Raw genomic sequence first — 26,264 nt, 5'->3', positions numbered from 1 at the left:
TTTGAATCGGTTTTTTTGTCTAATTCTGAACACTAAAATCTGAACACTTAATCTCTATCTCAAAACTACATCCTTCACTACTTCACGACCCAATTCTTCATTAATCATTTTCACAATTTTAGACTTTCCGTGACTTAATTCTTCACGCAAAACAGCAGATCCCAGTTCAACGTAAAGTGTACTTCCTTTTAGCACAACGTTTCTCGTATACGTTTTTACACCGTTCCCCATTAAATTTTCCCAGGCTTCCTTTACATCAATCTGATCCATTCCGGGTTGCAGTTTATTTACCTGAATAATCTGCTGCAAAACAGCTCCAATCGTACTCTCGTTATTTAGTCTTTTTGCCATCGTTTAATAAATTTACTGGTCCTGATTTTTTATAATGATATTCCTTATTCTGATCATTTTTTACCACAAAAGTCTCATCTGATAATGAAACTAATTCCTCACTCCAATTAGCATAATCCGTCTTATAGTCTAAAAAAGTTCCTTTATCTGTAAACCGGACCGAAACGTTTTCAAAAGTATCTGTGGTCAAAAAAGTTCCGTCCAACTGGGCCATCACCTTTGTACGGGTACCTTTAGTTCCTTTAATCTGAAAATAATCAAAATTCTCATTCATTCCGTAAACCTTCTCTTCCCCTTTATCAAAAACCACCTTTTCAATTTCCCAGTAGCCATTCAGTTTTGCAATATCTGCCGGTTTAATTTCTTGTTTGCAGCTCACAAACAAAAGCGATAAAACCAAAATCATAAAAGTATTTTTCATCATATATATTTAATGAGAAGCTGTTTCCTGCTGTCCGCTCTATCTTTTATGGCAAACCCTGCCATAAAAGGATGCCGCTTCCATCAGGGCTAGGGCTCCCGTTTTCAAAAGATTTTAAAGAACTACAAAGTTAACTTTATAACTTTAAAAGACATAAAAATATGCATTAGACATTAAACTATTTTATCTATTTTTGATCCAACCCAAAAACCAAAAAACACCTGCGATGACTAAAACATTTTGTAAAATACTGATTCTGTTATTCTGTATCAGTTGCAGCAAAGAAGACAACACTTCTGACGCCAATCCATCCCAAAATATGTATTTTCCACCCATTACCGGAAATAACTGGGAAACAACATCTATTTCAGATTTAAAATGGAACCAGAATGCCGTTCAGCCGCTGTTAGATTATTTAGAACTCAAAAACTCTAAATCATTCATCATATTAGTAAATGGCCGAATCGTTTTAGAAAATTACTTCAACGGACATTCTGCAACTTTACCCTGGTACTGGGCAAGTGCCGGAAAAACATTAACAGCTACTGTTACAGGAATTGCGCAACAGGAAGGCTTACTCAACATTAATAATAAAGTTTCTCAATATCTTGGCAATGGCTGGACAAGCGAAACACTTGCCAAAGAAAATCTTATTACCTGCAAACATCTGCTTACAATGACCTCAGGTCTTGATGACAGCACGGATGATGTTGAACCTGCAGATCTAATCTACAAAGCCGATGCAGGCACACGCTGGGCGTATCACAATGTTTACGTTAAACTTCAGGACGTTGTTGCAGCTGCAAGCCGACAAAACTGGCCAACCTATTTCAATGCAAAACTAAGAGATAAAATCGGAATGACTGGCACCTGGGTTCAAATAGACGTAAACAGCGTTTATGCAAGCAACACCAGAAGTATGGCACGCTTTGGATTATTGATGTTAAACAAAGGAAAATGGGAGAATAATACGATTTTGAGTGAAACTTTTTTCAATGAAGCTACGACTACATCTCAAAACATTAATTTAGGATATGGCTACTTGTGGTGGCTAAACGGAAAAGCAAATTATCATTTACCCCAATCACAACTTACTTTTCAGGGCAGTATAATTCCAACAGCGCCAAACGATATGTTTATGGCTCTAGGAAAAAACGACCAAAAAATATATGTTGTTCCAAGCAAAAAAATGGTTGTCATCAGAATGGGAGATGCAGCAGACAATGTTAATCTGGCTTTATCTGATTTTGACAAAGTTTTATGGGAAAAAATTAATGCTTTGTATCAGTAGAATAGATAAAAAAACGATATTAAAATTCAACTATATAAAAAATAAGGTCATATAAGCAAAACATTAAAATTACTTAGATGACCTTATATTTTTTATAGAGTTTAAAATTATTTCTTACACATTATCGTTTTGTACGGATTCTTTTCAGCATTCCTGCAAAAAAGAAAAGCAGCCCAAATACCAATAAAATATAATAAAAAGACAAACTTTTATCTTTTGAAACATTTGCAATAACAAAACACAGAACACTTGCAAAATAAAATGCAATAGGAGGTATATTTTTCATTTTGTGCTTAAGAATTATTTAAAGAAACTATCTACGAATTCATATTTATTAAAGACCTGTAAATCTTCAATTCCTTCGCCGACACCAATGTATTTTACCGGAATTTGAAACTGGTCAGAAATACCAATTACAACACCGCCTTTTGCTGTTCCGTCTAATTTTGTAACAGCCAGAGAAGTTACTTCAGTTGCTGCTGTAAACTGTTTAGCCTGTTCAAATGCATTTTGACCTGTAGAACCGTCTAAAACCAAAAGTACATCATGAGGAGCATCTGCAACTACTTTCTGCATTACACGTTTCACTTTTGAAAGCTCATTCATCAGGTTGATTTTATTATGCAAACGTCCTGCTGTATCAATTATAACCACATCAGCATTTTGTGCTACAGCAGATTGCAAAGTATCAAAAGCTACAGAAGCAGGATCGCTTCCCATATTTTGTCTCACAATTGGCACATCCACACGGTCAGCCCAAACCTGCAGCTGATCGATAGCCGCGGCACGAAACGTATCTGCAGCACCCAGAACGACTTTATGTCCGGCTTTTTTAAACTGATAAGCCAGCTTACCGATAGTGGTTGTTTTACCCACTCCGTTTACTCCAACAACCATTAAAACATAAGGCTTTATATCTTTCGGAATTTCGAAATCTGTTGCTTCACCTGTATTGGTTTCAGACAATAAAGCTCCTATTTCATCACGAAGAATCTGATTTAATTCATCTGTTCCTAAGTATTTGTCTTCAGCAACACGTTTTTCAATTCTTTCGATGATTTTTAAAGTGGTATTTACTCCTACATCAGATGCTACCAGAATTTCTTCCAGATTATCCAAAACATCGTCATCGACTTTCGATTTTCCGGCTACAGCTTTGCTTAATTTTGAGAAAAAAGATGTTTTAGATTTTTCAAGACCTTTATCTAAAGTCTCTTTTTTATCCGAAGAGAATAATTTTTTAAAAAAACTCATTTGTTTTGTAGGTTTTAAGATGTTAGGATTCCTGATTTTTAGATGATCTGAAATCCAAATCTTTAAAGAAGGCCAATTGATTGTATTCTAGCCCCGACAGAAACGGCATCCTTTGTCTGCCTTCTTTAGGCAGACAAAGATATAGTGAATGGCGGGAAACCATAATTAAAACAAAGATAAATGTTTGGCTTCTGTAAAAATTCACACAAATATAAAAAATAAAAAAGCTACTTCCGAATGAAAGTAGCTTTTCTATATAATGTAATTGTAATTATTTCTTTTTCAAGAATTCATCAACTTCTTCAGGAGCCATAATAGATTCTACGAATGTATATGCACCAGTTTTAGGAGATTTCACCATTTTAATGGCTTTTGACAATCTCTTAGAAGCTGTTTGTAACGATGCTACGGTTTTCTTTGCCATGATTCAAATGTTTTGGAATTCAATAAATCTTCAAATGAAAAACCATTTGAGATTTTATCAAAATCTCTAATTATTACTTAATTTCTTTATGAACAGTTACTCTTTTTAAAACTGGATTAAATTTTTTAATCTCTAATCTGTCCGGAGTATTTTTTTTGTTCTTAGTTGTAATATATCTAGAAGTTCCTGCAACACCAGAAGCTTTGTGCTCAGTACATTCTAAAATTACCTGGATTCTATTACCTTTCTTTGCCATCTTGCTATATATTTATTTAGGAAAAGATTATTTGATAAATCCTTCTGACTGCGCTTTTTTCAAAACTGCAGTGATTCCGTTTTTATTAATTGTTTTTATCGTAGATGCTGCTACTCTAAGAGTAATCCATCTATCTTCTTCTGGAAGATAAAAACGCTTTTTAACTAAGTTTACAGAAAACTTTCTCTTAGTTTTGTTCATAGCGTGAGAAACGTTATTTCCTACCATCGCTCTTTTACCTGTAAGGTCACAAACTCTTGACATTATACTTATCTTTTATCGTTATTCAAAATCAGGGTGCAAAGAAAAGAAAAATAAACGATTGTAGCAAAAAAATATTACACAATTTTTAAAATTTCTTTCTGCAATATCTCCAGACTCTTAATGGTTGCCCTATCAATCACTTTTTCACGTGGTTGTCCGAAGTTAAATTCTTCTGTAATGATTCCATTTGGGGTAGCCAAAGCTATAAAAACAGTACCAATTTCGGCATCTGAATCGCCTTTTGAAGGCCCTGCATTTCCTGTTGTGGCAATCGCATAGTCTGTTTTCAGTAAGCTTTTCACATTCAAAGCCATAGCAGATGCAACCTCCGCACTAACTACCGAAAACTGATCTATTACATCCTGCGAAATACCAAGAACATTTGCTTTCACTTCAGTCGCATAGGAAACCACACTTCCTTTAAAATAACCTGAAGATCCCGGCACAGCTGACAAAAGCGAAGCAATTCTTCCTCCTGTACAACTTTCGGCAGTTGAAATGGTTTTATTATGCTTTAAAAGAAGCTTGCCAATTACCGTTTCTATTGTTTCATTTTCTTCGTAACCTACTATTATATCATGAATTATCGCATCTAACGACTTAACATTCTCTTCAATTGCTTTTTCGAGTTCTTCTTTATCAGTCCCTCTTGCTGTTAAGCGCAAACGTACACGACCTGGATTTGGCAAATAGGCCAGTTTGATAAAATCCGGTAAATTATTTTCCCAATTTTCAATACGTTCCGCAACTAAACTCTCACCTTGCCCGTATGTTAAAATGGTTTTATGAATGATGTACGGACGCTTGTATTCATGTACAATTTTCGGAATTATTTCTTCTTCAACCAAATATTTCATTTCGTAAGGAACGCCTGGCAATGAAATAAACACAGTATTTTCTTTTTTCATCCACATTCCGGGAGCAGTACCAACCTCATTGTGAAGTACTGTACAAGCTGAAGGAACCAGTGCCTGATCTTTATTCATTTGCGTAATTGGGCGTTTAAAATACCCCTCAATCAACTGCGTTACATGCGCCAGAACTTCCGCATTTACAACCAGCTCATCATTAAAATATTCGCAAAAAGTTTTTTTTGTGACATCATCCTTCGTCGGACCTAATCCTCCTGTCACAATTACAATATCAACTTTATTCTGAAGTTGCGTAAAAGTATGCAAAATATGCTTTTTATCGTCGCTTATCGAAATCATCTCCATGATTTCAATTCCAATTCTGTCCAATGATTTAGCAATAAAAGCTGAATTTGTATCTACAATCTGTCCAATTAAAATTTCATCTCCAATTGTTATTATAGCTGCCTTCATATTGATGAGGAATTTTTACTTACAGAGTGCAAGTAATTATTTAAAAGAGAATAGTGTATGAGAATAGCTTCAGGGAAACGCAGTAATGTTCTTAAAGAAACAAAAAAATACGTCATCAGCCCTAATGAGAAATAAAAGAAATACATCAAAATTCTTAACTGATTTTTCCAGAACTACATTTAAAGAGCAAAATAATCTAGCCCTGATTAATATCAAAGTCTTTTTTTATTTCCTTAATAGCATCATTAACCTGTTTCTTAATACTCTTAAATGTTTCGATAATTTCTTTCTTTTTGCCTTCTGCCTTGGTCCAGGCCTCAACCTGCAAAATTTCTTCAAAAGCTACATTCAATCCCATTAAATCCAGGGTCGGTTTTATTTTATGCGCATAGGAATAGGCATGCTTATGATCTTTTTTCTTAATACCTTCTTTTATCTGCTTCAAATCTTCAGGTACTTCAGTAACAAACAGTCTTAGAATCTCATTTACAAATTCCGAATCATTGTCTGAAAGCGCATATACTTTTGATAAATTATATTTTAATGCCATTATTTTACTTGTATTCTGAATAATTTTTTATCTTCTAAAAATCCTTCTAAAACATCATCTGGCTTAACTGCCGCAACTCCCGCCGGTGTCCCGGTAAATATAACATCACCAATTTTTAGTGTGAAATACTTTGATACGTAAGAAATAAGCTCGTCTATCTTCCACAACATGTGACTTGTATTGCCTTTTTGAACTGTTTTATTATTATTTAAAAGTTCAAAATTAATATTTTCAACAGAATTAAAAAGTGTCTTTGACAAAAAATCCCCAATTACTGCTGAACCATCAAAAGCTTTCGCTTTTTCCCATGGCAATCCTTTCTCTTTTAGCTTAGTTTGCAAATCACGAGCTGTAAAATCGATACCTACACTTATTTCATCGTAATATTTATGTGCGAATTTAGGTTCAATATATTTTCCCACTTTGTTAATCTTTACAACAATCTCGATTTCATGATGAATATCTTCTGAAAATTCCGGAATAACAAACGGATGCTGTTTTAATAAAACCGCCGAATCCGGTTTCATAAAAATTACTGGCTCTGAAGGCCTTTCGTTTTTTAATTCTTCAATATGATTGGTATAATTTCTACCGATGCAGATTATTTTCATTTCTTTAGTACTGATTACCTGGATTTATTACTGAAAAAACATCAACAATTACCTTGTATTTAATTTTCGCAATTTAATTGCAGTCAAAACTTTTTTGGTATATAATGGAAAATCAGCATTTTGAATCCAGCTAAAATATCCTGGCTCGGACTCTAATACTTTTTCAACTTTAGCTCCTTTGTGTTTTCCGAAAGTAAAAATCTCTTCGTTGTCTTTATCAAAAGCAATCATTCCTGCAAAATCAGCAATTTTTTTACGTGTTGTAAACTCTGACAATGCCTTTATGTCGTTCTCTAATTCAGGATAACGGTCTAACTGCGCTTTTAAAATTTCATAAGTTGCCATCGTATCTGCTTCTGCAGAATGTGCATTTTCAAGACTTTTTCCGCAATAAAATTTGAATGCGGCACTCAAAGTACGTTCTTCCATTTTATGAAAAATAGTCTGAACATCTACAGATACCTTATTCTTCATATCAAAATCTACTCCGGCACGAAGCAATTCCTCAGCCAATAACGGAATATCAAAACGATCTGAATTGAAACCTCCCAAATCGCTGTCTTTGATCATATTATATACCTGCGGCGCCAATTCGTTAAATGTAGGCTCATTCGCAACTTTTTCATCTGTGATACCATGCACCTCGGTTGTTTGTGGTGGAATTGGAATTGTTGGATTCACTAACCAGGTTTTGCTTTCTTTATTTCCGTTTGGAAAAACTTTAAATATTGAAATTTCTACTATTCTGTCTTTCCCGATATCAATTCCTGTGGTTTCTAAATCGAAAAAGCAGATTGGTCTGCTGAGTTTGAGTTCCATTTTTGTTTTTTTGAATTTTACAAAAGTAATTTTTTAAAGCCGATTATCACTAATTTATTGCTGTAAACAACTGTTAAAATTATTTTTTAAAAAGTTTTATTTTATGAATAAAAAAATCCGGCAAAATTCAAAATTTGCCGGATTTAATTTTCTTAATGTATCATTTTAGAAATCCCTGTCGACATCAAATGCTTCTAAATATTCCGCTACTCTTTTCACGAAGCTCCCTCCTAAAGCACCATCTACTACTCTGTGGTCATAAGAATGTGATAAAAACATCTTCTGACGGATTCCAATAAAATCACCTTCAGGTGTTTCTATAACTGCAGGCACTTTGCGAATTGCACCCAGGGCCAGAATCCCAACTTGCGGCTGATTGATTATTGGAGTTCCAAAAACACTTCCAAAAGTACCTACATTTGTCACAGTGTAAGTCCCTCCCTGAGTATCATCAGGTTTAAGTTTTCCGGCTTTAGCACGATTAGCCAAATCGTTTACCGCTTTAGCCATTCCAACAAGATTTAACTGATCTGCATTTTTAATAACAGGCACAATCAGATTTCCGTTTGACAAAGCAGCCGCCATACCCAAATTTATATTCCTTTTTTTAATAATATAATCTCCTTCAACAGAAATATTGATTCCCGGAAAATCTTTTATTGCTTTTGCAACAGCTTCCATAAAAATGGGTGTATAGGTAAGTTTTTCACCTTCTCGTTTTTCAAAAGCTGCTTTAACCTTGTCTCTCCATTTTACAATATTGGTTACATCTACCTCAATGAAAGACTGAACGTGCGCAGAAGTCTGAAGCGAAGCTACCATGTAGCCAGAAATCAGCTTGCGCATTCTGTCCATCTCAACAATTTCATCCTCTCCATTTACAGAAACCGGAACTGCCTGTTGAGTTTTTTGAGGTGTTGGCTCTACTGATTTTGGCGAAACTAAAACTTCTTTCACTTCTTCATTATCAGATTTACGGTGATCAATATATTTTAAAATATCTTCTTTTGTAACCCTGCCATCTTTTCCTGAGCCTGCGATATTTTGCAATTCAGAAAGAGAAACCCCTTCTTCTTTTGCTATATTTTTCACCAATGGAGAAAAGAATTTATCAGAATTAGAAAAATCCTGAGGAACTGCAACAGCTTCTCTGGCAACTTCGATTGTTTTTTCAATTTCAATAACCTCCGCAGGAACTACAGTTTCTTCAACAGACCTCACTTCTGACACGCCATCTTCTTCTATTTCAATAACTGCTATAACTTGCCCAACCTGAACCAGATCATCTTTGCCAAATAATTGTTCAACCAAAACACCCGATACTTCGCTTGGTACTTCACTGTCAACTTTATCCGTTGCAATTTCAAGTACAGCTTCGTCAGCTTCAATTTTGTCTCCCACTTCTTTCAACCAGTTTGTAATGGTTGCTTCAGCGATACTTTCTCCCATCTTAGGAAGTCTTAATTCAAATCTTGCCATATTATTAACCTAAAAGGTGATTTCGATTTTTAGATTGCGAAATTACTGAATATTTCGAACATAAATTATATAAAATATAATTTTTACTCAATTTTTATCATTTCACCGCGTTCATTTTTAGAATTACTGCCAATTATAAAATTAGATTTTTTAGGTAAAATTTTAAAAGTAATGCTCTTATTTTTAAAAGTTTCAAAGACTTCAATACATTTTTTAAATGAAACATATTGATTATCCAAAATAATTTCAATTCTTTTACCCCCTGAAACGAGGCACGAATTTACCATTTTTTCCTTTTTGAAATCTAAAAAAGTAACTTTATTTTTTAAAACGGAAGACAATCGGCCGGCCAAAATTTCATTTGAAGAAAGCAAAACATAACTTTCAGGTAATGGATTTAACTTAGGTTTTCCCTGAAACATTTTTACAAACGAAAAAAGAAAAATTCCAACTTTAATAAAAACAGAAAAAAACAAAGATTTTCTAAAATGCTTTTGGTAGAAAAACTCCATTGCTTCCTGAAATCTTTTCATATATCTTTCGTCCTTTACAGTACTTTCTCCTTTATAATGTATGACTGATGTTTCATGAAAATAGAAATTGTTTCTTTGCCTTAGCAAAACAGAATAGGACAAATCGATATCATCTGCATACATAAAACAATCTTCATCAAAACCGCCAGTCTGCAAATACAATTCGCGCTCCATTACCATAAAAGCCCCAACTAAAATAGCAACTTTTCCTGTTTCATTTTCTGAGAGATGCTGTGCATAATACTGATTGAAAAGCTTTTGATTTGGAAAAATTTTATACAATCCGAAAATCTTTGTAAAAGCTACCCAGGGAGTTGGGATTCCGCGCTTGCTTTCAGGAAGAAAATTTCCTGTTCCGTCAATTAATTTACAGCCGATAATTCCGAGGTCTTTTTTGCCTTCTGCGAAAGCCAGAATCTTCACAAATGTATCTTCAGCAACTACGGTATCAGGATTAAGGATACAAATATATTTACCTTTAGCTGCAGCCACTCCAATATTATTTCCTCTTGGAAACCCTGAATTTTCCTTATTTTCAATCAGTTGCACATCCGGAAACCTGCTTTTCATCATCAAACAGCTATCATCATCAGAATTATTATCAACTACAATAATTTCCCCCTCAATTGCAAAAAGTGCCTCCTGAACACTCAACACGCATTGTTCCAGAAAATAGCAAACATTATAATTGAGAATAATAACCGATAACTGCATCAAAAATTTAATTTGAAATATTTGGGAAAGTTAAAAATTTTCAACCAAACCCAAACGTAAAGTCCAGTCGTTTTTACTGACTCCGTAATCCAACGCCAGATTGCTGCTGTTTTTTTTATTCCATTTTACACGTAAACCAGTTCCGATGGCCGGATTCCATTTATTGAACCGGTAAGTTTCAAACTTGGAAACAGATGAAATATTGGAAAAAAATACGGCTCCCAAAAAACCATTTTTTGAAATATCAGTTCTGTATTCTGTTTCAAAATAAATAAGGGCATTACTTCTGAATCTGTTACGGGTAAAGCCTCTTCCTGTCCTTCCATCTCGGTCCCAGCCTATACTTGGCAAATCTAAGTAATGCGGCTTACCTGAAAAAGTAGCCCAATAAAAAGCCCTGTAAGCTAGAATTTTATGTCTTGATTTACTGAACGAATGGTATTTTCTGGCATCCAAATATATAGATTTCCACTTCCTGTTTTCTACTCCGCTGGTATTAATTCTCAGGTCTGCTTCAATATATGCGCCCTGTTCAGGATTTATGATATTTTTTCTGGAATCATACAAAGCCTGTATCGCAAAACCAAAAGAACTGGTATCTGAAAAATCATTATTCATATATTTTGAATAGTCAGTTTCTGTTTCAATATAAGATTCTTCACTAATATTTTGATAATTATCAAATAAGAAACCTAAACCAATTTGAAAATCACCTTTCACTTTTCTTGTTATAAACTGATAAAAACGCCATTGTTGATAATTTAATGTTGACATTTCTTCTTCTGTAGAATGACTACCGAGTCCATATGTAGGCTGTGGGTAAATTAAAAACCGATAATCCCCAATAAAACTCCATTCATTATTTTCAGTATAAATATAGGACTGAATTGGAAAAACATACTGATTGGTAAAACTAAAATAAGGAGCGAAGGAAACCTGAGACATTTTTGTTGTTTCAGTATCGCTTAAATAAAAAGTTGTTAAAAATGAAATCACCAATCCTGAACTGGAAGTAACATTTGCAGGAGCGGGTAATAACGAAAAGGTAATTTTTTTATTCCTGTTTTTTTTTAAAGTGTCATTTTTATTGAAGACTTTATGAATTATATCTAAAATATCTTTTTCATTGCTTATAAGTGTATCATTTTGGCTATAACAAAATGGCACTAAAAAGAAAAAAATCCAGATTTTATAAAATTTATAACTTGAACCCATACTTATCCATAAGATTTCTTACTTACAAATTTAAACATTATACAACTACAACACGTTAATTATCAAATAAATAAAGCCTAAATCTCCATATCAATAAATATATTATCACTTTAAAATCAATGCTAAATACTTTGGATTACTCTCAGGTTTGTTTCATTTTTCTTATTTTTGTGCTATGCTATCATTCTTAAAACAAAAACCTTACTTAAAGGATCTTTTATCCGGCAATTACATCGATATTCATTCTCATTTATTACCAGGGATTGACGATGGTGCAAAAACAATATCTGATACTGAGAAATTAATAAAATCGTTCGAAAAAATTGGGGTTTCCCAATTTATAACAACACCTCATATTAGTCATTATATATGGAATAATTCACCTCATGCCATTCAGGATAATCATGCCGAAACAAGTAAACTTTTAACTGAAAGTAATATTACAAAACCTTTTCTGGCTGCCGCAGAATACTTTATGGATGACTGGTTTGAAAGGCATTTTCAAAATGAAAAGCTTCTTACTTTAAAAGATAATTATGTATTGGTTGAAATGTCATATATAAATGCCCCAATACAGCTATATAAAATTTTATTTGATTTACAGGTAGCAGGATATACACCTGTTTTAGCACATCCGGAGCGATATTTGTTTTATCATAAAAATTTAATCGAATATGAAAGACTAAAAAAAGCGGGGTGTCTGTTTCAAATAAATTTACTGGCAGTAGTAGGTTATTATGGCGAAGAAATTACAAAAATTTCTGAGCATTTACTAAAAAAAGGAATGTACGATTTTGCCGGTACAGATGTACATCATAACAATCATATAGCTGCATTCGAACAAAAAATAAAAATTAATACCCTTGACGCATTAAAAAAAGTAATATCCAACAACCAGTTTTTTAAATTTTAGTATTTCATTTTCCTGTTACATAAAAAAAGGCTCAAATATGAATATTTGAACCTTAATTTTTTTAGTAGAAAACCGGTTTTTAGTTTATATCTGTTTTGATCTTTTAAACCATGATTTTTTTTCTGTTTTAACTCCATATCCATATCCATAACCATACCCTTTAGTGGAATCAGTATCATTAAGTACTAAGCACATATTTGGTAGTTTCTTTTCTCTATAAAAAGTATTGGCTATAGAAAGCATACGCTTTTCTAAGACATTAGCACGCATTACATACACGAAAGTATCAGCGTTTTTAGCAACCAACAATGTATCCGCTACCAAACTTACAGGAGCTGTATCCACAATAATATAGTCGTATTCTTTTTTTAGTGTTTCAAAAAGTGTATCTACATTTTTACCCATCAACAACTCTGCAGGGTTTGGAGGAATTACACCTGAAGGCAATATGTAGAAATTTTCGTAATCATTATGTTTAATAATGTACTTGTTTATATCTGTATCGTTTGAAGATAAATAATTAGTCAATCCAAAATTTGGCATCGCAAAATAATCCATAAATTTTGGGTTTCTTATATCCATCCCTATCAATAAAACTTTTCTGCCGGACAAAGCAAATGTAGCGGCAAGATTTACTGACACCAGAGTTTTACCCTCTGCGGGAAAAGTAGAAGTTACGAATATCGTTTTAGCCTGACCTTCAGGAACATTTGTCAGCATAAACTCAAGGTTCGTTCTTACGATCCGTATTGCTTCAGCTGAGCTCGTCCTGCTCTCTGTTTTAATCAATTCATTCGCATTTTCAGATGTAGGGATATCCCCAATAAAAGGTATTTGGGTTTTTCCTTCCAGATCCAGTCTGCTTTTTATTTTGGTATCTAATAAATCATGTCCGTATATAATTCCAAAGGGTATCAAAAGACCTATTAGCAATCCCGCAAGGTAGATAACTTTTTTCTTTGGGCTAACCGGAATTTTATTTGCTTTTGCAGCATCTATAATACGCGCATTAGGTTCTGTAGCAGCCAATGAAATTGCCGTTTCTTCTCTTTTCTGCAACAAATAAAGATAGAGTTCTTCTTTTACTTTTTGTTGTCTGGCGATTACTCTGAACTGACGCTCCTGTACCGGGATTTTCCCAATTTTGCTATTCAAAATTCTTTCCTGGCTTTTTAAATCACGATTTTGAATCTGTAAATTAGACTGCATTCTTTTTAAACTTGCAGCAACATTTGCTTTTAAAGATGATATTTGCTGATCTAATTTTATTACGGAAGGGTTCTCAGTAGTAGCCGATTTTAAAATTCGGTTACGATCTAAAACCAACTGGTTGTAAGAAGTAATCAGTCCTCCGGCTTCTCCACTATCAGTTATGATGTTTGTTGGCAGTAAATCAGAATTAGTACTTTTTCTTATAAAATCCAGCAAAGACGAAACTACATTCAGCTGGATTTCAGTTTCAACACCTTTTTTATCATATTCATTTGATCCTTCAATAAAAAGCTTGGCTTCGGATTCAATATCTGTTAATTGGTTTGATTTTTTAAAAGTTTCTACATCCTGTTCTACACCGTCTAATTCCTGTGTAATTAATGCCAGACGTTCAGAGATGAATTTAGAGGTATTTTCAGAAATAAAATTTTTATCTTCAGCTGCATTTTCGTTATAAATCTGAATCATAGTATCCAGAAAATCTTCAGCTTTTTTCTGAACAGGATCTGTTATTGACACATTAACTACACTACTGGTTTTACTAATAGGCTCTACTTTTAATCTCCCCCTGTAACTTGCCGTTACATTCTCAACAGGGCTAATTGTAATTCGAATTACTTTATCTCTTCCAGGAGTATTTTGCTTATAAAATTCTGTTCTTCCGACAATCAGGGTCCCTAAGATAGTTGGAATCTTTTCACCAAATTTAAATTGTTTTTTGGGTGACAAAATAATATTTTTCACGGCATCATTACTCTCTAACACATTTTCTAATGAGAAAGTATCATTTGAAACTAAATCTAATTTTAAAACTGCATTTGCTTTCTCAAATAATTCTGTTTTGTTAATAAAATAAATGTTTACAGGCGCATCGCCATAAATATCACGGTCAACCACATTGCCTTCAACCAGTAGACTTAGATTCAAATTGAGTTTTTTGACAGTCGACTCAACTAAAGTTCTGGACTTCAATATCTCAATTTCGTTATCAACATTATTTACAGAACCTCCACCCAATCCTAAATCTGAGAAGGCTGATAATTCAGAAAGCATACCTCCTTTTTTTTCATCCTTAACCAATATAGAAGTACTGGCTTCATAACTTGGTGTCGTATATCGTAAATATAAGAAAGCTAAAATTAAACAAAGAAAAACACTCAAAACAAACCATTTCCAGTGGACTAAATATTTATCCAGCTGCTCACGAAGATTTACTTCATTAATATCATCTTCTATAACTTCATTATAAAAATCCTGCATTTGTATTATATGTTTGTTTATTTTTTATTTAAAAAGCAGTACAGAAAGCGATATTAAAATAGAAATCGCCGAAATTATAACTGAAGTATTCGGCCCTACTGCTGCTGCATTTACTTTCGTGTTATTAGGCTCAACATAAATTACATCATTTTGAGCCAGATAATAAAAAGGAGAATTGATAAAATCTGCTTTGGTAATATCTATTCTGTTGTATGATTTTACTCCATTAATTTCACGTATCACCAATATATTATTTCTTTTTCCGTAAATAGTTAAATCTTTTGCCATACTTAAAGCTTCAATCAAAGTAATTCTTTCAGAAGTAACAGAATATGTTCCTGGAACGTTAACTTCACCTTGTAAAGAAATTTTAAAATTCATTATTCGCAGGTTAATGATTGGATTTTTAATATAAATTCCAATTTTGTCTTTTAAACTCTGCAAAACCTCTGTTCTACTTAAACCTCCAACCTGTACTCTTCCTAAAACAGGGAATTCAATGTTTCCATTTCTATCAACTAAATAAGACTGAATGGTTTGCTGACCTGTTGTCGCTTGTATATTCGATCCATTGGGTACAGTTATGGTTGTTAAATTAAAAGGAAGAGCAATTTCAGGATCCTCAGCAGAAACTATTATCATCAATAAATCATCCGGCTGTATTTTGACCTCATAAGAAGTAGTATTCTGGGAACTGCCTGTATTATCAATATTTTGGTAATAGACAATATCTTTTTTAGAAGCACAGGAAAAAAATAAAGATAAAAGCATAAAAAGTATGCCTTTATTTAAAAAAGTGGAAGAATTGAAATTCATTAGAATTGTTGATTTACTGAGCAAATATAAAGCTATAACTTTACTTATTATTTACTGATAGAATTTAGAACTAAACATTTTAATTTTTGTAAAGTTAAATTACTACTTTTAAAATAAAATTACAAGAAAAAAACGAAATTAATAAGCATTTTCTTCACCTTTGAAAATGTTGAGAACAGTTTTTATGATTATTTTTACATCTAATAAAATACTCCAGTTTTCTATATACCAAATATCATATTCTACCCTGTTCTGCATGTCAATCAATTCTCTGGTTTCACCCCTGTACCCATTAACCTGAGCCCAGCCGGTAATACCCGGTTTTGCATATTGACGCACCAGATAATTGCCAATCAAATCAGTATATTGTTTCGTATGATTTACCATGTGTGGACGCGGGCCTACTACTGACATGTCACCCAAAAAAACATTAATAAACTGTGGCAACTCATCTATACTCGTTTTTCGCATTAAGGCTCCAAATTTAGTAATACGCTGATCTCCTTTTCCAGCCTGCAGCTTATCCGCATCTTTATTTACCCGCATGCTTCTGAACTTCCAGCAAAAAAAAGATTCATTATCACGTCCTGAACGTTCCTGCTTAAAGAAAACCGGCCCCGGCGATTCTATTTTAATCAAAATCATTATTATTGGAAAGAGCCATGGAAAAATCAAAAGTATAACACCAAGAGAAAAAGCAATATCAAATGCTTTTTTTGATAATCTATTGACTGTATATTCCAATGGTTCCGTACGAAACATTAAAACGGGTGTATTCTCATAAAATGAAATTTCAACCTTACTCGATCTTGTATATAACTGAAAATCAGGAATAAACTTAATACGAACCATATGATGTTCACAAATTTTTATCAAGTCATGAATTACACTTACATTATCGATATGCAAGGCTACATACATTTCATCTACCTGATGAGAAATCAAATATTTTTCAACATCCTCAAATCCTCCTAAAACCGGTGATGAAATAAAGGCAAAAGGATCAACTTTTTCATCAAAAAAACCTAAAAAACGATAACCATACGTTAAGTCTTTTGACAATGTTTTACGCATTCTCTCACCAGCATCATTCGCTCCAATAATAATAACATTTTTAAAATTATAGCCTTTTGCCCTGATATATTTTAAAACCTCCATTGATAAAAAGCGGGACAGCATTAACAAACAAAAAAAGCAGGTATAAAAATACAGCAATCGAAGTCTGGAAATCTGGGAGTATTTTAAAAAAAGTACGAAAAAAGCAATTATCGCAATGTGAAAAATGAATTTTTTTGTTGTACGTTTTAAAATAGATTCCAAAGGTTCTATACGTACTATCCGATAAGAATCATTGCGCAGCAATAAAGCAATCCAGATTAAATTAGTTAAAAAAGAAACAGTTTGTACTTCCTTTAAAAAAAGCTTGTCTAAATTACCAAACCGTAGCCAGGCTGATAATACTATAGAAAAATTTAAAAGTATTACATCCCAGACTACAAACAGAAGCTTAAAGTAGCGGGAAAAACGATGACGTGATAAGGCTTCTAAAATCTTCATAAACCTGAAAAAAACTTTTTACTATTTATTATGTCCATTTTTTATTTTTTTACATATTGCATCAATGCAAGCATTTTCTTTTGGAAAACTGCTCTTAATCCTGATAACCTGTGAAATTTATATATATTATAATCTTCGCGCAATACTTCAAAAGCTCTTTTATAATCCGTACTTAAACCGCCCATTCTCATTTTCACAATATAAGAGTTGAGATAAACAATATTGATTTTGTATTTGTATAAATATCGCAATAAAAACTCTGTATCAGAAGCAATTTTAAAATCTAAATTATAGTTTCCATATTTTTCTATAATTGATTTTTTGATGTAAACTGTAGGATGCAAAGGCAGCCAGCCTGACTTTAATTTCTTAAAATTATATTTACCTCCAATTCTGTTACGTACTATTTTCTGTTCTTCATCATTCGTAACATAGATACCATCACCGTAAACAGCATCCGCAGTTGGAGAATTCTTAAAAATATTTACAATTTTTGAAACTACAGAATTATCATAAAAAACGTCATCAGAATGCATTAAACCCACTACATCTCCTGTAGCCATTGCTAATCCTTTATTTATTGCGTCATACATTCCTTTATCCGGCTCAGAAACATACTTGCTGATTTTATCCGCATACCGTTCGATAATACCTTGTGTTCCATCTGATGAATTACCATCCACTACTATATATTCAATATCAGGATAATCCTGATCCAAAACACTCTTTATGGATTGTTCAATAGTTGCTTTTCGATTGTAACAAACTGTAATAATTGTAACCAACATATTTTAAAATAGTTTACCAGCGTTCTTTTATAAATTCAATAGGATTCCCTCGGTATATTCCATTTTCAGGTAATGATTTTGTAACTACTGAACCTGCAGAAATAACCGTATCTGTACCAATTGTAACATTTGGTCCCAAAAAACAACTTGCCCCAATCCAAGAACCATTTTTAAGAGTTATTGGTCCATTCCGATAAGGCATGGAAGGAATTTTATAATCATGATTTCCTCCACATAAAAAGCTTCTTTGACTAATACAAACATTATCTCCTATTGATTGCAATTCGAAATTCAATAAAAAAACTTCTTCCCCAATCCACACATGATTTCCAATAATTAATTTCCATGGAAAATGAATATTTACTCTTGGCTTAATTACAACGCCTTTTCCTATTTTAGCTCCGAAGAATCGTAAAAAACTACATTTCCAAGAGGAAGGATAAGGAATTGCAGTAAGAAAAAAAGTTGTTTTTATTAAATACCATGAAATCATTTTAAATTTATTTGCTCCTCTATTGAAATCAACAGAAGCATCAAATTTGTCTAATCGAACTTTTGTCATACATTTAGTATTACAGTAGAAACTACTTTTAAAATTTTATTTACAAACTTCGCTTCAGAAAAATTTTCTTTTGCATATTCAATATTATAAGAACCAATATTAAAAACCTTACTTTCCAAATTCTGATTTAATGTTAAAAGCACTTCAAATATAGATTCATAATTTTCTTTCTCTACAAAAAAACCATTTTCTTCTGAAATTATATCCGGGATTCCACCATGATTTGTTGTTATAATTATATTCCCTGTTGCCATTGCTTCGATTAGAGCAATAGGCTGCCCCTCCATTTTATAATAAGTAGGCAAAATAAAAACATTACTTTCTTTTAATAAATGTTCTTTAGTTTTACCATACACTACCCCGTGATAAGTAACATAGTCCTTAAGTTCATCTAAATAACCTTTAATTTCTTCTTTTGATTCATCCTCAATTTTTCCAGCGATATCTGCCTTAAAATCTATTCTTAATTTTTTTAATTTTTTCAAAGCGGTTAGCACTTCAACTATACCTTTTTCTTTCATTAAATTACTAAGGTACAAAATCTTAATTTTATCTTGACACTTATTAATTGTTCCATTTATAAATAAAGCATCCTCCGCAAAATTTTCAACGACAAAAATTTTCTCCTTAGAGAGCAGGCCTTCAAAATTAGATCTTAAACTTTCAGATAATACTATACCTGCCGATGCTCGTTCAATATAATATTTAAATACATTTTTCTTAAATCCTTTAAGACTTTGAAATTCATTACCTAAATGATTTCCGTGAACATGTATAATATAAGGAATATTAAACTTTAAACAAAGGCTATAAAATGGAATATACTTAACAATACCTAAAAAAGTTTGTCCCGGTGTAGTATAGACAACATCCGCCTTTTTAATTTTACTTAAATGCTTATAACTTTTTAAAAAAGCGAATACTTTTTTAACTGAGAAAGAACCTACTCCTTTTGAAGAAACATTCTCGGAATTAGTATCAATGATCGAAACATGTAATTCCTCTTTTCTATTTAATTGTTCTAATAAAACTTTATTAGCTATAGAGCAACCATGAACAGGAAAAGGAAAAGGTCCTATTAGTAATAAATTCATTAAAAATATTTTAGAAAATTATTTTTTAACTTAATTGTATAAAATTTATAATTTATTTTTCAAATATAGAGATAATATTTATCAGCGTTTTGAAGTTATTTAAATATAATTGTAAAAAATCACTAATCAAATTTTGTATTCATATAATGTTTTAACCAAGTATTATATTCAAATCTTCACAAATTTGATTTTTCCAAATAATTGTCTTATTTCTTAGATAACTTCTTTATGGTAACAAAAGCTTTAGTTATAAACTTAGGACTAATCCAAATACTAAATATCTTGAATTTAGTATTTTTTGAAACTCTAGCTTTTAATAACATTCTAAAAGCACCACTCTTGAGCCTTTTAGAATAATCATTGTATTGATTAGGGTATCTTTTTTGAGATGAAGTAGAAATTATCCTTTCCAACGCATAAAAACATGTCCACCACTCATGAAATTCTAAAGCCGCAATAACATTCGGTGATTTTAAAATTAGATTTTTCTTTATATATTTTATTGCATCAAAAGCATTAAAAAGTTTATTTATATCAAACTTAGTAGTAGCTGATTCTGCATTATCAGTACGATAAAAATAAACTTTTCTTTCCCCTACACCTACTTTGTTGGCTAATTGTGAAACTGTAGTAATAAAATTTAATCCTTCACCCATAAAAAAATCTGTAGGAAACTTAATATTTTTATCCTCTAAGAGGCTTCTTTTAAACATCTTATTCCAACTACCTATTACTATACCTGGATATAATAGGGCGCTAGTTGCCTCCTCTGGTGAATAAACTTTTATTTCATCATTAGTTACCTGCTTCATATTAGTAGAAGTAAAAATATTTTTAGACAAACAAAATTCTGCTTTCGTTTGACTTACAATTTTCAACATATATTCTACAAAATCGGGTGACAGATAATCGTCGCTATCCACAAAAACAACATACTCACCAATAGCCTGTTCCAAACCAAAATTTCTAGTAGCTGAAACTCCTTTATTTTCCCTGTGAAACACTTTAACACGCATATCTTTTTGAGCATAGTTATCAGCAATAATCCCTGAATCATCAGGCGAACCATCATTAACCAATAATATTTCAAGATTTGTATGAGACTGACTTGTAATAGAATCTAAACATTTTACCAAATATTTTTCAACATTATACATAGGCACAATGATTGAAACCAGTAGATTGCTATTAATTGTTTCCATCACTAAAAATATTACTCTTAATATAATTCACAGAAAAAATTCTTTTCTGATCAACTATTTCATTTGTAACTGCAAAGTCTATATCGTTTTTTAGCAAATTTGTTGAGTCAACTATACGCCCAGACAAGTTTAAATCACTCAACAAATTAACCATACGAGAATTAGAACTGCTTTTTCTTGTGAAGAGATGAAATTGCTTATTGTAAATTACAGAAAAAGAGAGACCATGAAATGAATTAGTCACAACTGCTTCAGCATTCTTTATCAAATTCACAAAAGTATTAGGACTTGCATTATAAAAATATTTATCAGTATCGAGCATATAATCCTCAATATTTGTGTTTATAGAATACACTTTTATACCTAATTCGTTTGCCATTTTACGGGCATATTCAAAAATATTTTTTTGCCTATTAAAGGCGTATATAAGCACATATTTTTCTTTAGGTAGAAAGCTATCTTTATCTGCAATTTTGTCCCAATCAATTCTTTCCAGTAAATATACTGGATCTAATACATTAACAGCCTTTTCAATTCCAATACTCTTAACCAATTCAAGACCGTCTTTTTCACGGATTGCAACGGCATCGAAATCATTTATAAGGCTCTTGTAGCGTTCTACTTGTTCCTCTGGTATTTTAGGCATTGCCAAACTTGCTGCATAGGCAATTTTCTTGGCTCCTTTTGGAGCAAAACTCAGAAAAAAAGCATCATCTTTACCATTTTCTAATTCATGACAATTCCATATCTGATCACTTCCAGCAAAATAAACATCAGCTAAAGGTATATCAGCATTAAGTTCTTCAATATTAATATATGTTTTTGCAGTCATTGGCAAATTGTCTGCTATAAATTTGCCAAATCTCTTTTTACCAACAATCCAGTCTGGCAATCTAAAAACCTGTCTTAAAACTCTTGTCAGCAAGCTTTTATTTGAAGCCTTATAGTAACTAGGATAGTAATCTATGACCTTAGCATCAACACCTAATGACCTAAGTTTTGTATTTAGAGCATAGGCCTGTAAAACTGCTCCATAGTTTAATGGTCGATGACAAGTTATTGTGTAAGATTTAAGTTTACTCATATTAAATTTTATCAAAAATTATTTAACCGCGCCAATTATTCTGTAAAAGTAAGGTTCATCTTTGGATAGTTGCTTAATTGGTTTTGCAGGCACACCTCCATATAAAAAGTATTCATCAGTATAATGAGCTGATAATACTGCTCCTCCTCCAAGAACACAATAACTTGGAAGTTTTGCTCCTGGAAGAATAGTACATCTAGTTCCTATAAAACAATAGTCTCCAATTTCTACTGGTTTACTTTCTTGACGGTTAGTATAGATATTTATTGCGTGTGTTAATATTTGTGTGTCATACCCCGCAACAGTAACAAATTTCCCGATTTTAACCATATTCGTACAATCTATTCTGTGATGAGTTATTATTTTTGAATGCTCACCCAGCCATAATTCTGCTTTTCTATCGACCTCTGTAGAAAATTCTGCTGCATTAGATCCAACAGTAAATCCAGAAATCCAACAGTTTCTCGCTATTGACGCATATGCAGACAAAACAACTTTATCTCCTGTTACATATGTAAAATTTCTAATGTATGAATACTCCTTCATTACTAATTTTTTCGGAAATACATAAGAAAGCCCTATTCTAGCTGTTTTATCTATTTCAAAATGATAGAATTTATTAAGTATTAATCTTCTTAATTTCCAAGGAAGAAGACATATCAAAATATTCGCTATTTTTCTCATAATGTATTTCTTAATAATTTATATACAGATGGACTAATTGACAACAATATTAGTTGCGCTTTGACCGTTTTGGTAAATAACGGACTTCTAATAATGTAGCCTAAATTTTGGCGAATATTTTTAATATATTGTTTCTCATTTTCTTTATACTTTTTTTCTAAAGCAGGAGTTTTAAAGCCATGTATTGTTGAACGCGTTACAGAACGAAAATCAAATTCAATACTTTTCATTTTACAAGAAAGCAAGGTTTGCTCATCAGACTGAGAGTTAATTAAATCTTCCTGAATGTAATCATAAGGGTTTTCAAGAGTTGAAATCCCGGAACGGGATAAACTAACTGGCTCTAAATTCCAATAATATAGTGGTAAATCAATACTCAACAATCTGTTACTTCGTTTTCTCACATTATATGACCATAATATGTCTTCGTTTAGTGCGCCTTCAACAAAAAAGCAACCATCTAAAACGTCTCGCTTGTACAGTCCACTCCACTGTGCTACTCCCAAATAGTCAAATGCAAAGCAAAGCAAATTATTTTTCTCAACTATCTTTACCTGACTATTGATTACGTCTTTTTTAATAGACAAATTAGTTAACTTACTTGTTGATTTTATATGTGCAACATTAGCATCATATTTTTTTATTTGGCTATATAATACTTCATACATTACTGGGCTAATTATATCATCGCTATCTACAAAACCAATATATTGTCCTTGTGCGATTTTCATACCCACATTTCTGGCGCTGGATGCACCACCATTTTTTTTGTGTATAACCTTTATTCTCGTATCATTTGCCTCATATTCATCACATATTTGAGGACTTCTATCTGACGAACCATCGTTTACTAAAATAACCTCTATATTTTTGTGAGTTTGCACCAGGATACTATCAATACAGGCATGAAGGTATTTTTCTACATTATATACCGGTACTACTATACTAATTAATTCCATTACGCTTTTCTGAAATTAGAGTTAAACGTTTTTTGTACAACCAAAAGAAATGCTACGAATATCGAAAACCTCACCATACGAATCCCCCATCCAGTGTACCAACCGGCAATTATTTCTGAATAAATGCAACAACTGATTAGAATAAAAGCAGTCATATTAGTATGAGCTGAAAGATTTATTTTTTTTTGTATAAACCCTATTACAAAACCAATAAAAATCATACCTACAATAATACCTATAACTCCAAAATCATAATAAAACTCACCCATAGGAGTAACTATTACTGCAAATTGATATTCTAAATCAAGTTTTTCCGTTCGTTGTCCAGCAATTCGGCTTAAATCTATTGGCTTCCAAGGAAAAACCTTACGAGGTAATGGATTTACAAAAGGAAGAATAAATTGCTCTAATGTATATTTGGGTTCTAAATTCTCATATACCCACGTTAAATGTTGAGCTCCATCGAATGTACTCATTTTCATAATATTATCAACGGACTGTTCAATACTATAGACTTGAACATTATCAATATTACCTCTATTTTGTCTAATTACCACCCCAAAAACACCTGCAGCAACTAAAAGCACTAGCATTCTATTTCTATATTTATTCAGAGAAGATAAGTCCTTAACTGTAAATAGTAAAAAACAAAAAACAGCAAGCATGGCATTCAAATTATTAATAGAACTACCATTAACTACCCCACCCATTCCCATATAAAATATAAAAATGAAAAAAGCATAAATCCTCCATGCCATAGAATAGCTCTTACTTAAAAAAAATGGAACAGCTAAGTAACCTACATTAGATAAAATTCCACCAAAAAGAGAAGCAAAAGTCACCAGTGAAGACTCTACTTTTGTACTATACGCGGCAAGGAAATATGCCTTAAAACCACCTGAAGCCTGAATGATATAAAATTGCAATCCTATATAAAGAATACTGATAATCAGAAAACTTCTTTCAGCAATAATATTATCACTAAATCTAAAGCCTTTTCTTATTTTTTGCTTCATTGCTAACCTATATCCAATAAACATCAAAACAGTTCCAACAATATGGGATATATACACTAATGACAAAGTCCCATTATAATCTGTTTGTCCGATCCAGCATTGACGAAAAAGGTTTAATCCTCCATATATTGTCCAACTAACAAAGGTAAAATTAGATAGAATAACATATTTATAATTTTTATTATTTATATAGAATAACTGAATACAGTTTAACCAAATGAAAATCAAATAAAAAATATAAATATGCAGCCCTGATTTTTCTACAATTGAATATCCAATTACAGAAAAAAATAATGACAACAAAATAATAAAAGATTTCATATATCAGCATCCCTTCCACACAACAATTTCAATCTATAACAACTATATAAATTTACTAGACACACAACTATTTCTGTTAACAAATCCAAATAAGCTATTGCATGTATTGAAATAATATCGAAACCAATAATTCCAAAAGCTCCTAATAAAAAAAAACAAGAACTTATAATTGTATTTATTAAATAGGTTTTCTTGTATCCAAAAGGAATTAATCTATGTGTGCCTAAAAAATAATTAAAAACTACTGGTATACTTGAAAAGGCTAAAATTCTAACAACATCAACTGTCGCTAAATTATGAGTTCCAGATAAAAGAACAACAATAAAATCAGCTAAAACAAAAACTACAATATATACAAATGATATAAACACCAATGTACTCCACATGAGTCTATTTATAAATCGAATATTTTTCTCACGGCTTACTTTAGGGAATGTTGCCTGTGAAATCATGGCAATTGGTATTTTTATTATTGATGTTATTTTTTCACCCATATCATAAATTGCAACTTCTGTCATTCCTAAAAAAGAGCCAACTAAAAGCTTATTACCATTTATATAAATTTGTACCGACAAAGAAGAAACAAACAATGGAAAACTGTCCACTAAATATTTCCTTAAAGTAGAAATAGGTTGTGTCATCAATTTTACCTTTTCAATTTTTACAACTACCCATAAAGCTACAATTCCCCCTAAAAAAGCTCCTATTGCATTTAATAAAGGTACAACTAAGTAATCTTTATGGTTTTTAACAAAAATAAAAACAAGTATTACAAACAAAGAGCGAACTCCTAAATTTATAAATGTAATATACTTCATCTTTTCTATTCCCTGAAAAAACCATATCGGAAAAAGCAAATCATTGAAAGAAATAAAAAATGCCACAATATACAACCATTTATCCGCCCTCAAAAAAGGTATAATTTGAATCAACGCAAAGTAAATCAACAAACAAAAAGACCATATGACAAACTTTACTGAGTAAATACTTGAAACAATTTCTGAAAGTTTCAATGAATTTTCTTGGCTGGTAGCAACATTATTTGTGCCCGATACGTTGAATCCAAAATTTACAAAAATACAAATATTAGTAGCTATTGCTTGTGCAAAAATTACCTTGCCATAAATATCAAAACCTAATACTCTTAATAAATAAGGATAGGTAAAAAAAGGAAATAATATCGAAAATATCTGAAACAAAGTTAAGTACGAAAAATTCGAAACAATAGATTTATTATTTAGAATTTTTGTCTTAATATTCAATATTTTTTGTTTTATTAAGTCCAAAAA

Annotated in this window: 28 protein-coding genes; 2 read left to right on the top strand and 26 right to left on the bottom strand. The window is 31.9% G+C overall.

What is annotated here, in order from left to right; translation table 11 throughout:
* Positions 1-54 precede the first annotated feature (54 nt).
* Complete coding sequence (locus GXM17_RS16710) at positions 55-351, bottom strand: DciA family protein (protein ID WP_163400516.1); 297 nt, start codon at positions 349-351, stop codon at positions 55-57.
* Entirely contained in the window at positions 332-772 is a 441-nt protein-coding gene (locus tag GXM17_RS16705; protein WP_163400515.1) for a hypothetical protein, read from the bottom strand. The genes GXM17_RS16710 and GXM17_RS16705 overlap by 20 nt, the downstream gene beginning before the upstream one ends.
* Before the next feature lie 226 nt (positions 773-998).
* Here GXM17_RS16705 and GXM17_RS16700 point away from each other — a divergent pair, with 226 nt between their 5' ends.
* The gene (locus GXM17_RS16700) at positions 999-2,063 is read left to right on the top strand and encodes a serine hydrolase domain-containing protein (RefSeq protein WP_163400514.1); all 1,065 of its coding nucleotides are present in this window, start codon (positions 999-1,001) and stop codon (positions 2,061-2,063) included.
* Positions 2,064-2,184: 121 nt separating this feature from the next.
* On the opposite strand, the gene GXM17_RS21580 is transcribed toward GXM17_RS16700, so the two are convergent.
* The 12 genes from GXM17_RS21580 to GXM17_RS16645 form a co-directional block, all read right to left on the bottom strand.
* Positions 2,185-2,349, bottom strand: coding sequence for a hypothetical protein (locus GXM17_RS21580; RefSeq protein ID WP_167522125.1), 165 nt, complete (start codon positions 2,347-2,349; stop codon positions 2,185-2,187).
* 14 nt (positions 2,350-2,363) lie between these two features.
* Positions 2,364-3,317 (bottom strand): signal recognition particle-docking protein FtsY, encoded by a 954-nt coding sequence (gene ftsY / locus GXM17_RS16695; protein WP_163400513.1) that lies wholly within the window; start codon positions 3,315-3,317, stop codon positions 2,364-2,366.
* A 271-nt stretch (positions 3,318-3,588) separates the two neighbouring features.
* Positions 3,589-3,741 (bottom strand): DUF4295 domain-containing protein, encoded by a 153-nt coding sequence (locus GXM17_RS16690; protein WP_070261881.1) that lies wholly within the window; start codon positions 3,739-3,741, stop codon positions 3,589-3,591.
* Between the two features lie 73 nt (positions 3,742-3,814).
* A complete protein-coding gene (rpmG, locus tag GXM17_RS16685) occupies positions 3,815-3,997 on the bottom strand; it encodes a 50S ribosomal protein L33 (protein ID WP_011963553.1) in 183 nt (60 codons plus the stop codon).
* A gap of 27 nt (positions 3,998-4,024) precedes the next feature.
* On the bottom strand, positions 4,025-4,261 hold the full coding sequence (gene rpmB / locus GXM17_RS16680) for a 50S ribosomal protein L28 (protein ID WP_008468080.1): 237 nt from the start codon (positions 4,259-4,261) through the stop codon (positions 4,025-4,027).
* A 74-nt stretch (positions 4,262-4,335) separates the two neighbouring features.
* Positions 4,336-5,586 carry a competence/damage-inducible protein A gene (locus GXM17_RS16675; RefSeq protein WP_163400512.1) on the bottom strand — a complete coding sequence of 417 codons (1,251 nt, stop codon included), beginning with the start codon at positions 5,584-5,586 and terminating at the stop codon, positions 4,336-4,338.
* A 196-nt stretch (positions 5,587-5,782) separates the two neighbouring features.
* Complete coding sequence (locus tag GXM17_RS16670) at positions 5,783-6,136, bottom strand: Hpt domain-containing protein (RefSeq protein WP_163400511.1); 354 nt, start codon at positions 6,134-6,136, stop codon at positions 5,783-5,785.
* Complete coding sequence (locus GXM17_RS16665; protein ID WP_163400510.1) at positions 6,136-6,747, bottom strand: fumarylacetoacetate hydrolase family protein; 612 nt, start codon at positions 6,745-6,747, stop codon at positions 6,136-6,138. Before GXM17_RS16665 ends, GXM17_RS16670 begins: the two co-directional genes overlap by 1 nt.
* A gap of 48 nt (positions 6,748-6,795) precedes the next feature.
* Positions 6,796-7,566, bottom strand: a complete 771-nt coding sequence (locus tag GXM17_RS16660) for a 3'-5' exonuclease (protein ID WP_163400509.1) — start codon at positions 7,564-7,566, stop codon at positions 6,796-6,798.
* A 165-nt stretch (positions 7,567-7,731) separates the two neighbouring features.
* A complete protein-coding gene (locus tag GXM17_RS16655; RefSeq protein ID WP_163400508.1) occupies positions 7,732-9,045 on the bottom strand; it encodes a dihydrolipoamide acetyltransferase family protein in 1,314 nt (437 codons plus the stop codon).
* 83 nt (positions 9,046-9,128) lie between these two features.
* Positions 9,129-10,292, bottom strand: coding sequence for a glycosyltransferase family 2 protein (locus GXM17_RS16650; RefSeq protein WP_163400507.1), 1,164 nt, complete (start codon positions 10,290-10,292; stop codon positions 9,129-9,131).
* A gap of 30 nt (positions 10,293-10,322) precedes the next feature.
* On the bottom strand, positions 10,323-11,507 hold the full coding sequence (locus GXM17_RS16645; RefSeq protein ID WP_244307425.1) for a BamA/TamA family outer membrane protein: 1,185 nt from the start codon (positions 11,505-11,507) through the stop codon (positions 10,323-10,325).
* A gap of 175 nt (positions 11,508-11,682) precedes the next feature.
* Between GXM17_RS16645 and GXM17_RS16640 the strand changes: the two genes are divergently transcribed.
* Complete coding sequence (locus tag GXM17_RS16640) at positions 11,683-12,420, top strand: tyrosine-protein phosphatase (RefSeq protein ID WP_163400506.1); 738 nt, start codon at positions 11,683-11,685, stop codon at positions 12,418-12,420.
* 84 nt (positions 12,421-12,504) lie between these two features.
* Here the strand turns inward: GXM17_RS16640 and GXM17_RS16635 are convergent, their stop codons facing one another.
* The 12 genes from GXM17_RS16635 to GXM17_RS16580 all read right to left on the bottom strand — a co-directional run bounded on the left by GXM17_RS16635 (position 12,505) and on the right by GXM17_RS16580 (position 26,261).
* Positions 12,505-14,892, bottom strand: a complete 2,388-nt coding sequence (locus GXM17_RS16635) for a GumC family protein (RefSeq protein ID WP_163400505.1) — start codon at positions 14,890-14,892, stop codon at positions 12,505-12,507.
* A gap of 24 nt (positions 14,893-14,916) precedes the next feature.
* Positions 14,917-15,663 (bottom strand): polysaccharide biosynthesis/export family protein, encoded by a 747-nt coding sequence (locus tag GXM17_RS16630; RefSeq protein ID WP_244307424.1) that lies wholly within the window; start codon positions 15,661-15,663, stop codon positions 14,917-14,919.
* Positions 15,664-15,846: 183 nt separating this feature from the next.
* Complete coding sequence (locus GXM17_RS16625) at positions 15,847-17,265, bottom strand: undecaprenyl-phosphate glucose phosphotransferase (RefSeq protein WP_163400503.1); 1,419 nt, start codon at positions 17,263-17,265, stop codon at positions 15,847-15,849.
* 41 nt (positions 17,266-17,306) lie between these two features.
* Complete coding sequence (locus GXM17_RS16620; protein WP_163400502.1) at positions 17,307-18,053, bottom strand: glycosyltransferase family 2 protein; 747 nt, start codon at positions 18,051-18,053, stop codon at positions 17,307-17,309.
* A 13-nt stretch (positions 18,054-18,066) separates the two neighbouring features.
* The gene (locus GXM17_RS16615) at positions 18,067-18,615 is read right to left on the bottom strand and encodes a WcaF family extracellular polysaccharide biosynthesis acetyltransferase (RefSeq protein WP_163400501.1); all 549 of its coding nucleotides are present in this window, start codon (positions 18,613-18,615) and stop codon (positions 18,067-18,069) included.
* The gene (locus tag GXM17_RS16610) at positions 18,612-19,709 is read right to left on the bottom strand and encodes a glycosyltransferase family 4 protein (RefSeq protein WP_163400500.1); all 1,098 of its coding nucleotides are present in this window, start codon (positions 19,707-19,709) and stop codon (positions 18,612-18,614) included. The genes GXM17_RS16615 and GXM17_RS16610 overlap by 4 nt, the downstream gene beginning before the upstream one ends.
* Before the next feature lie 206 nt (positions 19,710-19,915).
* Entirely contained in the window at positions 19,916-20,911 is a 996-nt protein-coding gene (locus tag GXM17_RS16605; protein WP_163400499.1) for a glycosyltransferase family 2 protein, read from the bottom strand.
* A complete protein-coding gene (locus GXM17_RS16600; RefSeq protein WP_163400498.1) occupies positions 20,898-21,995 on the bottom strand; it encodes a polysaccharide pyruvyl transferase family protein in 1,098 nt (365 codons plus the stop codon). Before GXM17_RS16600 ends, GXM17_RS16605 begins: the two co-directional genes overlap by 14 nt.
* Positions 21,996-22,013: 18 nt before the next feature.
* Positions 22,014-22,679, bottom strand: coding sequence for an acyltransferase (locus GXM17_RS16595; RefSeq protein WP_163400497.1), 666 nt, complete (start codon positions 22,677-22,679; stop codon positions 22,014-22,016).
* Positions 22,676-23,638 carry a glycosyltransferase gene (locus tag GXM17_RS16590; RefSeq protein ID WP_163400496.1) on the bottom strand — a complete coding sequence of 321 codons (963 nt, stop codon included), beginning with the start codon at positions 23,636-23,638 and terminating at the stop codon, positions 22,676-22,678. The genes GXM17_RS16595 and GXM17_RS16590 overlap by 4 nt, the downstream gene beginning before the upstream one ends.
* Entirely contained in the window at positions 23,638-24,975 is a 1,338-nt protein-coding gene (locus tag GXM17_RS16585) for an O-antigen polymerase (RefSeq protein ID WP_163400495.1), read from the bottom strand. Before GXM17_RS16585 ends, GXM17_RS16590 begins: the two co-directional genes overlap by 1 nt.
* On the bottom strand, positions 24,972-26,261 hold the full coding sequence (locus tag GXM17_RS16580; protein WP_163400494.1) for an oligosaccharide flippase family protein: 1,290 nt from the start codon (positions 26,259-26,261) through the stop codon (positions 24,972-24,974). The genes GXM17_RS16585 and GXM17_RS16580 overlap by 4 nt, the downstream gene beginning before the upstream one ends.
* Positions 26,262-26,264: the final 3 nt, after the last annotated feature.

The sequence above is a fragment of the Flavobacterium fluviatile genome (assembly GCF_010645065.1).
GTDB lineage: Bacteria > Bacteroidota > Bacteroidia > Flavobacteriales > Flavobacteriaceae > Flavobacterium > Flavobacterium fluviatile.
Note: the sequence above shows the minus strand (reverse complement) of the source record. Positions and strands in the feature narration are given on the sequence as shown.